We start from the raw sequence: 13043 nt of genomic DNA on the forward strand, positions 1-13043 counted from the left end.
AATTCCGGCCAGACCCCGGGGACAGATGGAAACTTTTATGAATGGATGGAAAGAAAAGTTTCCAGCCGAAAAGCATTTCATAGCCGTATCCTGCGGCCACTTGCTGTTATCGGGAGGCAAATCCTATTCAGGATAACCTTTTTTCAATCCGTCAACCTACTCATAACGGCCCGCCCTGCTCACTGCGTGCAGAACGGGCCGATCGCCGAATGGGATGCTCTGATTCGTTTTCCTTAATTTACACCGACAGCCGTATAGGCATTTTTCACAGCCTGAACCTCCGGAGAGGATGCACCGTACAGATCGGTTGCCGCCTGGACGGCCGCCTGGCGCATATCGGCAAAAGTGGAGCTCGGATGGAGATATACAGTGAGTGCACGGTAGTAGATTTTTGCCGTTTTGTCCCGGCCGATTCCGGTAACTGTCACCCCGTAATGAGTTCCGCCTTGGGCGATCAGGTAGCAAGCTTTGTTGTTGATCCCGCTGTTGATGTGAACACCTCCGTTGTCCTCATTGCCCGTATAGCGCTTGCTGTAGTGATCCGGATCCCCGTACGCGGCCGGATCGGACATGGAACGGAGCGCGTCTCCCGGGATATTCGGGGTATAGACGTCTTCCCCGATCAGCCAGTTATCGGAATCGACCATGGCCGCGAAAATATCAGACATGGATTCGTTCAGGGCTCCTGACTCATTTTGATAAATCAAGTCAGCCGTCGTGTCGGTTACCGCATGGGTCAGCTCGTGCGCAACGACATCGAGATCCCCCGATAACGGACGGAAGGTCATCCCGTCACCGTCACCATAGACCATCTGTGTGCCGATCCAGGCAGCGTTGTTCCAGCTTCTGCCCACATGTACAGAGGAGACGATCGCAGCGCCGTTTCCGTCGTAGCTATTGCGGCCATGGACCAGTTTATAGTAATCGTAAACCTTTTCTGCATACGCATGAGCGTCTACGGCCGCACCGTCAGTGAAGGTGTTGGTGGTGCTGGAAATCAGGGTTCCCGGCAGTTTTGGCGAAGTATAGGAAGCATTTTTGGCATGATGGGTTTTGATCCCTTCGCCGCGGCTTTGACCCCAGAGATAATAAGTTCCGCCGCTGTATGTCGTTTCAAAGGTTTTGGTATCCCCCAAAACTCCGGTCCCGCTGCCGGTCGCTTCAGCCGCATTCCATTTGTCGATCACTTTCGCGTTCACTGCATCGACGAAATAGTGCCAGTAGCCCGGCTGGGGATAAATGACCGAAGCTGTGACATAATAGGCGAGATGGTATTTTCCTTCATGAGGATAGATCATGAGTTCAGCCCGGGGATCCGCTGCGAATTGACTTGCTTTTAAATCATTTTTTACTGCCTGAACGGCCCCCGTATTGTCAATATTGGCCCTTGTCGGAATATTTTTCGCCTCAAGTCCCGGGATGACTTGTCCGAAATACGAGGTGACATCCCCGTTTTGATCCACATGAATCGTTTGCTGGGAACCGTATACCGGGATTCCTTTATATACTTCCTGCAGCCGGTAATGGGTCATCCCCAGCGAATCCTTCTCCTTTTTCAAGATTTTGAACTGCGACTTCACATCCCCTTTCAGCTTAAACAGATCTTGCTTCGCCTCCAAATAAGACCAGACCACTTCACTGCTCTGAAACGTACGGGGCGCCCGCCACTTTTCGGTGATCACCGAGGGGGTGTTGGTTTCTTTATTGTACCGAATCCCCCCGTCATTCTTCGCATCTGCGGTCAGCCCGAACAGACCGCTGGTCCCGAGTGCGAAGGCCAAAACCAAACCCGCTGCCGCCATCCTGTTCATGGAGTTTCCTCCCCCTTTGATGATGATTCCTGATGTTCGGGAGCGATGTACCCTCAAGTATGTATGAATACATTGGCTCTCCATAGCCAATTGTAAATGAAGTATGAATGATGTCAATAATTTATTAATTATTTTATAACTTAATTAAATAAATTCATAATATAGCCCTAATATTCTTATAACCTAAACATTTTTTGAGGTTCGATTAAAATTCTTTCGCACCGCCCGACCCTTTTGAATGAATCCGCCCGCTTTTCTGCATGGAATTTTTTGTATCTGCACACATTAACTTTAAGGTGATGCAGATGTGGAAAGCGATTGTATCTTATCTTCCCGGCTGGGATGTCATGCTGCAGGCGGTATTCGTTTTTCTCATTCCATATGGCATCGAAAAGTTACATGCCTGGATTCGCACATGACAGAAGAGGAGAGGAAACATGTCTGAACGGAAACAGTTAAAGACAAAGAAGATCGGCAATCGGGACAGGACCCGTCTCTCTCCCGGCCAAGCCCAACAGCAGACCGAGTCAAGCCAACCGGCTGTGACTGTGTCTCCGGATGATTTCTCTTCCAGGCTTGAACTCATGAAAACAGAGATCAAACAAAACCCGGATGTCGTCTTTCGGAGGTTTAAACTGGGGTTTGCCAATCTTGAGGCAGCGGTTGTTTTGATCGACGGACTTACAGATAAAGACCTGATCAACGAGATCATGAAATCGTTAATGTACGGGGTGGCAGAAACTCCTCCCGACCCACAGCCGGCCGCTATGAATATCAAAGATTTTATCGAAGAAAAGATTCTGCCTGCCAGCAAAATCAAGGCAGTCAGCACCGTCAAAGAGGCAGCGGAAGAGGTGTTTACAGGGTTTTCGGCTTTATTGATTGAAGGAATGCCCGAGATTTTGATCCTGGAAACACCCTCCTGGAAATCCCGCGGCATGGAAGAACCGGTGACGGAAGCTTTAGTGCGGGGACCCCGGCTGGGCTTTAATGAAACATTAAGCGATAATATCTCCCTGTTGCGGAGGGCCATTGCCAGCCCGCAGCTCACCTTCGTCGATTACTGGATCGGAAAAACGGCGAAGAAAAAACTGGTGGTCGCTTATATGGACGGAATCGTCGACCCGGAAATCGTCCGGGAAGTTCAAACGAGACTGGAACGCATCGATATCGATCATGTACCGGAATCGGGCTATATTGAGCAACTGATCGAAGACAATTATTTGAGCCCTTTTCCCCAGCTCCAGAATACGGAGCGAGCGGACCGGGTTGCAAGTGCCCTGTTGGAAGGGCGGGTGGCCATATTACTGGACGGAACACCGTTTGCACTGATCGTTCCCGTCACCTTTTCCATGCTGCTTCAATCCCCTGAAGATTATTATGAACGCTGGTTTGCGGGGTCGTTGATGCGTATGCTGCGCTTTGCGGTCGCCTTTGTTTCACTGTTCGGGCCGTCGATTTATATCTCTTTCGTTTCTTATCATCCGGGGTTAATTCCGACGAAACTGGCTCTTTCGATCGCCGGTACGCGGGAGGGAGTTCCTTATCCCTCTTTTATCGAGGCGCTGATTATGGAGGTGGCGATCGAGATTTTGCGGGAAGCCGGACTGCGTCTGCCAAAGCCCGTGGGCCAGACGGTCGGGCTGGTCGGCGGGCTGGTCATTGGCGAGGCCGCTGTACGGGCCGGCATTGTGAGTCCGATTATGGTCATCGTCGTATCGATCACCGCTATCTCTTCCTTTGCCATTCCCCAGTACGGAGCCGGGATTGCGCTGAGAATCCTTCGCTTTGGTGCCATGTTTTTTGCGGCTCTCTTGGGTTTGTACGGGGTTACGCTGTTCTTTCTCCTGATTTGCATTCATTTTGTCAAGTTGAAAAGTTTTGGCGTTCCCTATGCCTCTCCTGCCGTTCCCTATCGTTTGAGCGATTGGAAAGACTTCATCTTGCGCATGCCGATTCTGATGATGAAACGCCGCCCGAAGATGCTGCATACGAAAAATGAAGTGCGTAAAGGGTAATGGGCGTTAAAGGAAGTGGACACTGGTGATTACCAACCCGAAAGACCAGATTACGAGTTCACAGGCAGCTGTTGCCGTCGCTTCGATTCTTGTCGGGGCCGGAATCCTGACCCTCCCGAGATCAGCGGCCGAACAGATGAACACCCCTGATGGCTGGATTGCGGTCATTCTCGGCGGGCTGGTCACGATGGGGATCGCGGCGGTCCTTGTCAAGCTCAGCCAGCGGTTTCCGGGAAAAACGTTTTACCTCTACAGCCAGGAGATTGTGGGGAAATTTTTGGGTTATCTGCTCAGTCTCGTTCTGGTGGTTTACTTTACTTTGTTGGCGGGATTTGAAATACGGACGATGGGGGAAGTGACCAAGTCCTACTTGTTACTCGCTACTCCAAAAGAGGTTACCATGATCATGATGTTGTGGGTAGGCGTGTATCTGGTTGTCGGAGGCATCAACCCAATGATGCGCCTGTTTGAAATTTTACTGCCGCCTACGGTCCTGATTTTCTTTGTGGTGCTCTTGCTGAGCTTACAAATTTTTGAACTCGATAACCTTCGCCCGGTTCTGGGGCAGGTGACACCCCTGTTCAAAGGTGTCCAAACCACCTCGCTTGCTTATGCGGGTGTGGAAGCGATGCTCATCCTGACTGCGTTTATGAGAGAGCCGGATAAGGCGGTCAAAGCGGTCTTAGTCGGCATCGCCTTCCCGATCGCCTTTTACGTGATGACCATGGTGATGGTAATTGGCGGGCTGTCCGTCGATCTGGCCAAACTCACCACCTGGCCCACGATCTCCCTGATCCAGTCGTTTGAAGTGACCGGGATCGTGTTTGAACGCTTTGAAACATTTTTGCTCGCGGTCTGGATTCTGCAGATTTTCACCACGTTTGCGAGTGCCTACTACTTTGCCGCCCTGGGTTTGTCCCAGTTGTTCAAAAAGAATATTCATCCTTTTATCTACGCCTTGCTGCCGCTCATCTACCTTGTCGCCATGACCCCGAAAAATGTGAACGATCTGTTTAAACTGGGAGATCTGCTCGGGTATATTTTTGTATTTGTGGCCGGCATCATGCCGCCCATTTTGCTGGCCATTGCCGTACTAAGGGGGAAAAAGCATGGACCGAAGGCATAGCCGGATACGTCTTCTGCTCGTTTCACTTGTATGGATCCTTGTACTGACCGGATGCTGGGATCTCAGAGAAATTGAAGAATTGAGGTTCGTAGTCGGACACGCGCTGGATCGGGCAGACGAAACTCCTGGGGATGAGTGGGCGGCAGAAGGAGCAGGATATAAAAAAAGGAACCGGATCCTGTTTACCCACCAGCAAGCCCTCCCCCGATTCATGGCCGCGGGAGCGCAGGACGGCGGATCCAAACAGCAAAAACCATACAAGAATACGGTTCTGACGGGCGACAACATCTATCAAATGGTTCCAGAAATCTCATTGCAGGATAGGGGAGGTGCGTTTGGACAGCACCTCAAGATCGTGGTGATCGGGGAAAGTCTTGCCCGAAACGTCAATCTGCAACAACTGCTGGATATCTATTTTCGTGCCCCGATGGTGAGAGGAAGCGTGCTCGTGTTTATAGCAAGAGGACGGGCGGGCGAAACACTGGAAACGAGGGAACCGGGGGAAGTTCCTTCCTTTCATCTTGTGGACATCGCCGATAATCAAAGGGAAACCACCCGCCTTTTGCCTCAGGTGACCATGAGCAAATTATCGGCAACATTGGCCGCCGAATCCAGCTTCCTCCTGCAAAGCGTTGCTGCCAAAGACGGAAAAGTAAAACTGATCGGCGCTGCCGTCATCAAGGGGAAAACAAAAAAGCTCATCGGCTTTCTCAGCGAAGAGGAGCTGGAAGGTTTAAACTGGTTGACCGGTCAGGGATCCGGCGGCGCGGTCAAAGCTGTGTATGAAGAAGAGCGGAAGCCGGTCCTCTATTTGATCGATGAGATGAAAAGCCACATCCAACCCCGCGTTGAAGGCAACCGGATCTCCTTTGATGTCCGGGTTGAATTTGAAGGGCGACTGATCGAAGACTGGTCAGTCCCGGGAAACGCTTTTGAAAGCAAACACCTGGAGAAAGTGGAAAAAGCCATCCATGATGAAGTGAGGAGGCAAGTGGGCCGGTCCCTGCATAAAATCCATCAGGAGTACCGGGCGGATGTGGCCGGATTCGGGAACCAGCTGAGAATCCGGTATCCCGAAGTATGGGAAAAAGTGAAAAAGGACTGGGACAACGAGTTTAGCCGGGCCCGTGTCAATTACACAGTGAAAGTACAAATTCGCGATTTTGGCACGCAAGGAACCAAGCAGAAGGAGTAGAATCAAGCTCTTTTCTGAGATGGTAAAGGTACATCCAAAGGAAGTGGATACTCGTGATTGCCAACTCGAAAGACCCGTTTGGAACTGCCCAAACTGCGATCGCTGTCGGAGACCGGTCCCCTGTACCCGATGCCTGTGCCGGGTGTGGCTCCTTTACTCGGTTAAGCCTTTCTGTTGGTGGACATCCTGCTTCCGCTGCGCTGTACGAAGGGGGAAAGCATGGACCGAAGGCATAGCCGCATGCGGCCATTGATCGTTGCACTTGTGTTGTTGCTTGTTACCACCGGATGCTGGGATCTCAAAGAAGTTGAAGAATTGAGGTTCACCGTAGGTGAAGGGCTGGATCGGGCAGAAGAAGAAACTCCCGGGGATGAGTGGGCGGCAGAAGGCGGCGGATATAAAAAAAGAAACCTGATCCTGTTTACCCAACAGCTGGCCCTCCCCGAGTTCATCGCCGCCGCAGGAAAACAAAACGGCGGACAGCAGCAAAAACCTTACCAAAATATTGTTTTGACGGGCGACAGCACCTTTCAAATGGCCTCAGAACCCTCATTGGGACATCAAGGGGGTACGTTCGGGCAGCATCTCAAAGTGCTTGTCATCGGAGAAGCGCTTGCGCGGACCGTCAACCTGCAACAACTGCTGAATGAGTACTTTCGCAGCCCGACCGTGAGAAGGAGCGTGCTCGTGTTTATTGCCAGAGGGCGGGCCAAAGATACATTGGAAACGCAGGAGCCGGGGGAGATTCCCTCCTTTCGCCTCGTCGACATCGCCGATAATGAAAAGGAAACCACCCGCCTTCTGCCCCCGATGAATTTAGGGAAAGTAAACAGCAAGCTGGCAGCCGAATCCAGTTTCCTCTTGCAAAGCATTGCCTCCAAAGCAGGAATCGTCAAATTTATCGGGGCTGCCGTGATCAAGGGGAAAACAAAAAAGCTGATCGGTTTTCTCAGCGAAGAGGAGCTGGAAGGTTTAAACTGGTTGACCGGTCAGGGAGGCGGCGGCGCGATCAAAGCCGTGTATGAAGAACAGCGCCAGCCTGCCGTCTATATGATCGATAAACTGAACAGCCACATCCACCCCCGCGTTGAAGGCAACCGGATCTCCTTTGATGTCGGGATTGAATTTGAAGGCCGGCTGATCGAAGACTGGGCGATCCCGGGGAACGCTTTTGAAAGCAAACACCTGAAGAAAGTGGAAAAAGCCTTCCATGATGAAGTGAGAAAACGGGTGGACCGGTCCCTGAACAAAATCCAGCACGAGTATCAAGCGGATGTGGCCGGATTTGGCAACCAGCTGAGGATCCGGTATCCCGAAGTATGGGAAAAAGTGAAAAAAGACTGGGACAAGGAATTTAGCCGGGCCCGTATCAAGTACACGGTGACTATACAAATTCGTGATTTTGGCACGCAAGGCTCGAAGCTGAAAGAGTAAATCAGTTTCTGCTGTCCGGGCATAAGGAACAGCTTGGAAGCGATGCCGAAACCACTTTTGAATGACTCTACCGACAAGCACCGATGACTGCATCCTTCGTGCTTCTTCTCCGCCGGCACAGGAGAAAAACAACAACCAAACCGACTGACCCGGCCGATCAGAAACAGGCCGGATGTCTCCCATCAAGTTGCCAATGACGCTCTCTTTTTACGGAGAGCGTTTGTTGATGCGGATTTTTCTATCTATTAACATGATTTCTTTCACATCGAGCATAAAATCCCGCTATAATTGACTATGGTACGTACTGGACTGTTGAAAAAAGTGAAGAGGATGACCCCGGTACGGACTCAGATCCTGACCGCTTTTTGTTTGCATGCCTGCAGTCAGGACGATAGCCAACATATGTTGAAGGGTGGGTCACGATGTTAGTTGCAGTTGATGCCGGAAGGAGCTATGTCAAGACGGTTACGGGCAACCGGAAATTTCTCTTTCCCAGCAAAATCTCCAAAGCACGCCAGCGGACATTTATCCAGACGTTAGAAGACGATATGGAAATCACCTATCAGGGAAAAGATTATTTTGTCGGACAGCTGGCTGAACGGGAAGGATCTTTTACCCGTCAAATGATGACGGAAAGCAAAGTCAATACGGAAACCCTTCTCTTTATCTTAACCGCTCTGTTTCAGGCGGGGGCTTTTGGTCATATCCATCTGGTCACGGGTGTGCCGATCAATATGTACAGAGAAGATGAGCGGACACGTCTTAGGGCTTTGCTGGAAGGCGAACACGAGATCATCCTCAACGGGACATACCGGAAAATTTATATCAAAAAAGCGGCCATCACGATTGAAGGGGGTGCAGCCTACTGGGTGCATAAACGGATGGGAACCGTGAGAATCGTTGACCCGGGAGCCCGCACCACCAACTATGCCACTTTTAAGGACGGCATCTTTATCGATCGGGAAAGCGGAACCATTCCAAAGGGATGGGAAAACGTGCGCGATGCAGACCCGGAAGAGATGGCCGCGATGATCGTCGGCTACCTGGGAGGAATGTGGGATACCTCTGATGTCGTCGAGCTGGTCGGAGGAAAAGCACACGAGCTGTTGGAGCCGTTTAAAAGGGCGGGCTTCGGATTTACGACCGCGTTTGAAGATCCTCAGTTTGCCAATGCCCTGGGGTACTATGCCTTAGGGAAGGAGACGATCGGCGAATGAGTACATATAAAAAGAGGGAACGAAGGCAGGTTTCGTTCAATACCGAAGATGCGGTCGAGCTGGAATTATTAAAGTTTGCCGACCGGGAGGATATCAATTTCTCCGGATTGGTGAAAAACCTTCTTTTTGCTTATAAAATGGGACAATTACAGCCCCGGGAGATTTCTGCTTCTGTCAGGCAGCCGGAACGGCCCCTGACAACCAATATGAGAAACAAAGGGAGTATGGAACGAACGGCCGGATTAAGTCAAATTAAAGCAAGCGGCATGCCCTTTGACTTTTAATCGCGGACAACATTCCGATGAGAAACATCATTCTGCCAAGACATCTTTGAGGGGAGAGTGCGTATGCAGAAACATACATTTAGCGTTCCTTATTCGGTGGTTGAAAAACTTCCTGCCAAAGAACGGTTTCTCTACTACGAATTATGCCGTTTGGCTGCTCCGAGGAATTATTTTGACACGGAATTTAAAATTTCCGTTCCCAAAGGCGGCTTGATCAGTTCTACCCGGCGATTGTCCAACATCATTGACTATTCCTATTCCCTGACTTCGGAACTGATTGACAATCTGGTTGAGAAAAAATTGATTGAGATGACTCCCATCGATACAGGGAGCAAGGTTCCAACCTTTTTTATGATTCAGGTCTTTGAAGTGTATGCTCCCTCCCACTCATAAATGTTCCGTGAAACCCCCACCGGGAACGGGAGTGGTGCTTAGCCAAAAGAGAGAAGAGCTGTCTCGTCCCGACAGCTCTTCATTCGTTTTTCGCGGTCTGCTTCCGTGCCGTCCGTGTGCGCATCTGTTCCCGTCAAACGGCCCCTCATTCCATCCTCAGTTTCTTAAGCCTGTATTGCAGCGTTTGCCGGGGGATTCCCAGACGTCTGGCCGCTTTGAGCACGTTTCCCTGCGATTCCCGGAGCGCTTGCTTGATCATGCTCTCTTCCACCCGGGTGAGCACTTCACGCAGATTTTTTACTTCGGGAATGAATTCCGCGTCAAGGTGACGGCGGAGGGGATGAAAGTGAGAAGGGAGATGTTCCAGTTTCATCTCTGATCCGGTCGCCAGATTGAGCGCCCCCTCCACCGTGTTCTCCAATTCCCGGACATTGCCCGGCCAGTCGTAATGCCTGAAGGCATCGATCACTTCGTCAGCCACCTTTTCCACCCGGGTGGGCACATGTTCCTTTGCTTTTTGCAAAAAATGACGCGTTAACAGTTCGATATCTTCTTTTCGCTCCCTCAGCGGGGGAAGATGAATCCCAACCACATGAATGCGGTAATACAGGTCCCGGCGCAACCGGCCTTCCTGAATGCTCCGGAGCGGGTCCTCATTGGTAGCCACAACAATCCGCACATTCACGGAACGCATCTCCGTGCCTCCCACTCTCCGCACCGCTCCTTCCTCCAGCACCCTGAGCAGCTTGGCCTGCACATCGATCGGCATGGCATGGATCTCATCCAAAAAGAGGGTTCCACCATCGGCCAGTTCAAATAATCCCGGACGGTCTTCGGCCCCGGTAAAAGCCCCTTTGACCGTCCCAAACAGAATTCCCTCGAGCAGGGAGGACGGAATGGCGGCGCAATTTTGCGCGATCAACGGCTGGTTGCGCCGGGGGGAATGGCTGTGGATCGACTGGACGATCAATTCTTTGCCCGTTCCGGTCTCTCCGATGACCAACACGGGTGAACGGGTAAAGGAAGCCCGTTTGGCCCGTTCGATTTCCCTCAGCATAACCGGGTTTTGCGTAATAATATCTTCAAAGCGAAAGAAGCGTGGTTGGAGTACCGTTTCTTTCGCTCGTGGTTCACGCATTCGCTCCTGCAGGTCGATCACTTTCTCCGACAGCTCTTTCATGCGCGTAATATCCCGGGAAATCTCGACAGCACCGACGATTTCACCCGCGCGACACAAGGGTACGGTCCGGTTGACGGTTGTAATCTGTTTGCCTTTCCGATTCACGTACGTTTGCTGCTGCTCACCCATCGGGATTCCTGTTTCCAGCACGTTCATCAGCGTGCTCGTTTTCTGCGTCAGCGATGGAAACGCCTCCAACACGTGGACTCCCATCACTTCTTCCACTGCCAATCCATCCAGCAGGGAAGCGGCCCGGTTGTAAAAAATGGTGATTCCCTCCGCATTGACGATGTGAATTCCCTCATCCAACGACTCCAGGAGATCCCGAGCCATATCTTCCGTAATTTCAGAATGGTTCCGCTGACCGGACACTTCCCCCACCCCCCTGAGATGCCACGACTAATGGTCGGAATGTGATGAAAATTCGTCATTTTAAATTGTAACGGGCGGAAGGGGAAGTGTCCAGAAACAGAAAACATTGAAGTTGTAAAAGAAAAAGAAGGCATCGGAGGTACTCCTCAGCCTTCTTTTTTTAAATTACGGAATGTAGCTGGACAGTTGTTTCTCGACATCAGCGGAGACTGCACCTACGCCACCCAGAATGGTGATCACTTCTGCTCCGTAAGTACCAAAGTATTCAGCGGTAAATTTATCTACAGCCGTCGGCCGGGTCAAAATGATCGGAGCTCCACTGTACGAAGCAAGCGGGCCACCGGACAAGGCATCCGGGAAGAGATCTCCGCGGGATACCACATTATGTCCGCCTAAATGCAAACCAAAAAAGTCTGCTACAATGGTCGCCGTCTCATAACGGGTAGATCCGCCCAGACGAATCACTTGTTTACCCAAGGATTTCAGTTTTTGCTCCACTTGAGTTCCGATGACACCAGTACCGCCGACAAGGAAATAGGTGTTGATTTCATTGTGGGCTTTCACAAAGCTTTCGATCGATGCCGGCATAAAGTCTTTCTTCGTCAGAAGCACAGGCGAGAAAAACTGTCCTGCCGGGCTGGATGCGGCCAAGGCATCCGGGAAGTCAAGGCCGGAAGCCAGGAAAGCTGAATCAGACTTGAATTCCGGATCGATATTCATCAGACGCTCTGCGATTAATTTAGAAACCTCGTAACGATCTGCTCCTGCGATGCGGTCAATCACTACATCGTTGTTGAGAGCGGATTTGATTTGCGACTCAACAGTAGCTGAAACAGCACCGGTACCGCCGAGGATGATCACTCGTTTCGGTTGGCGGCGTTGAATTTCTGCTTTAATGGGCGCTTCCAGATTGTTCGATCTGGTCAGGAGAACAGGCGCCGCTTCCAGGGAAGCCAGTGGACCGCCGGACAAAGCATCCGGGAAGAGTTCACCGCGCGCTACGATGACCGTATCCGACAACACAGGAATCTTTTTGCTGATATTGGCGGATACTTCATAGCGGTTAGCCCCGGCAATCCGTTCGATTCCCGGAACCATCACATCATACATTTTACCGTTTAAGTTTCCGTCAGTATTTACGGCTTCTACATCAACTGCGTTATAGCCTAATTGCACAGGAACAGACTTGGAAAAAGGACCAGCCGGTGCCATAACAGGAGTTTCCTGGGAGCTTGTATGGATCGTTACCTCGCTATCCGAGTCTCCGGAAACAGTCAAAGATTTGGCATTTTTCGCCAACCGCACCTCGGTTTGGGAAGGAGAAGTGACGGTCAGTTTAGGGAGGACATTCGTTCCTTCAAAAGTGAAACCGCTGAGCTTCAGATTGTACTGAACCTGGTCAGCACCTATCGTCATGAGAATATATTCCCCGGGAGCAATGGATTCTCCATTGCCAATCGGCTGCAGGTCTTCCGGCGAGGGGTCCAGAGCATTGACATTGAAAATCAAGGCTTCGTACTGGTCAGCGTTTGCTCCTTTATCCATCTGAACAGTACCTGCCTGGGTAACCGTAAAAGCATAAGCATGATATCCATTTTCCGCAAGTGTACCGGTATAAGTCTGTTCCGTCACTGCAGTGCTCTCAGCGCTCAATGTATTGCGGGTGTTCAGCGCTTTGGACGACTGTTTTTGCTGCCCGTCGTAATGCTGCTCCAGTTGACGGATTACTTTCAATTTTTTCGCATTCAAGAGCTCCTCTTCCAGATTCATCTTGCTTTCCGCATGGGAAAACTGCGGGAATGCAAGCATGGAGGAAATCACGGCTGCGGAGAGAACTCCGGATACCCATTTGCGATGTCCTTTTGCCAAATAAGTTGCCCCCTTCAGAGAGTAAAGTGGAATGATAGCTTCCATACTAGTTATTCGAAGGGGACATTTTTTTTGGTGTCCATGTTAAAAAATTTTTTTGGACAAATGGTAGAAAATTGTGGATAGCGGCCGACCCGGCAGATC

10 protein-coding genes are annotated in these 13043 nt (G+C 50.9%); 7 read left to right on the forward strand and 3 right to left on the reverse strand.

The window, feature by feature from the left end:
• Positions 1 to 233: 233 nt before the first annotated feature.
• Positions 234 to 1811: a M4 family metallopeptidase gene (locus BMW55_RS02665; RefSeq protein WP_089965078.1), complete on the reverse strand. Its 1578-nt coding sequence runs from the start codon at positions 1809 to 1811 to the stop codon at positions 234 to 236.
• A gap of 437 nt (positions 1812 to 2248) precedes the next feature.
• Here BMW55_RS02665 and BMW55_RS02675 point away from each other — a divergent pair, with 437 nt between their 5' ends.
• The 7 genes from BMW55_RS02675 (at position 2249) to BMW55_RS02705 (ending at position 9478) form a co-directional block, all read left to right on the forward strand.
• Positions 2249 to 3829, forward strand: coding sequence for a spore germination protein (locus tag BMW55_RS02675; RefSeq protein ID WP_089965081.1), 1581 nt, complete (start codon positions 2249 to 2251; stop codon positions 3827 to 3829).
• A 25-nt stretch (positions 3830 to 3854) separates the two neighbouring features.
• A complete protein-coding gene (locus tag BMW55_RS02680; RefSeq protein WP_089965083.1) occupies positions 3855 to 4955 on the forward strand; it encodes a GerAB/ArcD/ProY family transporter in 1101 nt (366 codons plus the stop codon).
• Complete coding sequence (locus tag BMW55_RS02685) at positions 4939 to 6150, forward strand: Ger(x)C family spore germination protein (protein WP_089965086.1); 1212 nt, start codon at positions 4939 to 4941, stop codon at positions 6148 to 6150. Before BMW55_RS02680 ends, BMW55_RS02685 begins: the two co-directional genes overlap by 17 nt.
• A 219-nt stretch (positions 6151 to 6369) precedes the next feature.
• Positions 6370 to 7584, forward strand: coding sequence for a Ger(x)C family spore germination protein (locus BMW55_RS02690; RefSeq protein WP_089965088.1), 1215 nt, complete (start codon positions 6370 to 6372; stop codon positions 7582 to 7584).
• 422 nt (positions 7585 to 8006) lie between these two features.
• Positions 8007 to 8801 carry a ParM/StbA family protein gene (locus BMW55_RS02695; protein WP_089965090.1) on the forward strand — a complete coding sequence of 265 codons (795 nt, stop codon included), beginning with the start codon at positions 8007 to 8009 and terminating at the stop codon, positions 8799 to 8801.
• Positions 8798 to 9085: a hypothetical protein gene (locus BMW55_RS02700; protein ID WP_089965091.1), complete on the forward strand. Its 288-nt coding sequence runs from the start codon at positions 8798 to 8800 to the stop codon at positions 9083 to 9085. Before BMW55_RS02695 ends, BMW55_RS02700 begins: the two co-directional genes overlap by 4 nt.
• Positions 9086 to 9148: 63 nt before the next feature.
• Complete coding sequence (locus BMW55_RS02705; RefSeq protein WP_089965093.1) at positions 9149 to 9478, forward strand: hypothetical protein; 330 nt, start codon at positions 9149 to 9151, stop codon at positions 9476 to 9478.
• A gap of 145 nt (positions 9479 to 9623) precedes the next feature.
• Here the strand turns inward: BMW55_RS02705 and BMW55_RS02710 are convergent, their stop codons facing one another.
• Both BMW55_RS02710 and BMW55_RS02715 read right to left on the reverse strand, forming a co-directional pair.
• Positions 9624 to 11030, reverse strand: a complete 1407-nt coding sequence (locus BMW55_RS02710) for a sigma-54 interaction domain-containing protein (RefSeq protein ID WP_342027727.1) — start codon at positions 11028 to 11030, stop codon at positions 9624 to 9626.
• A gap of 165 nt (positions 11031 to 11195) precedes the next feature.
• Positions 11196 to 12899 carry a cell wall-binding repeat-containing protein gene (locus BMW55_RS02715; RefSeq protein ID WP_170839702.1) on the reverse strand — a complete coding sequence of 568 codons (1704 nt, stop codon included), beginning with the start codon at positions 12897 to 12899 and terminating at the stop codon, positions 11196 to 11198.
• Positions 12900 to 13043: the final 144 nt, after the last annotated feature.

The sequence above is a fragment of the Lihuaxuella thermophila genome (assembly GCF_900110165.1).
Lineage (GTDB): Bacteria > Bacillota > Bacilli > Thermoactinomycetales > Thermoactinomycetaceae > Lihuaxuella > Lihuaxuella thermophila.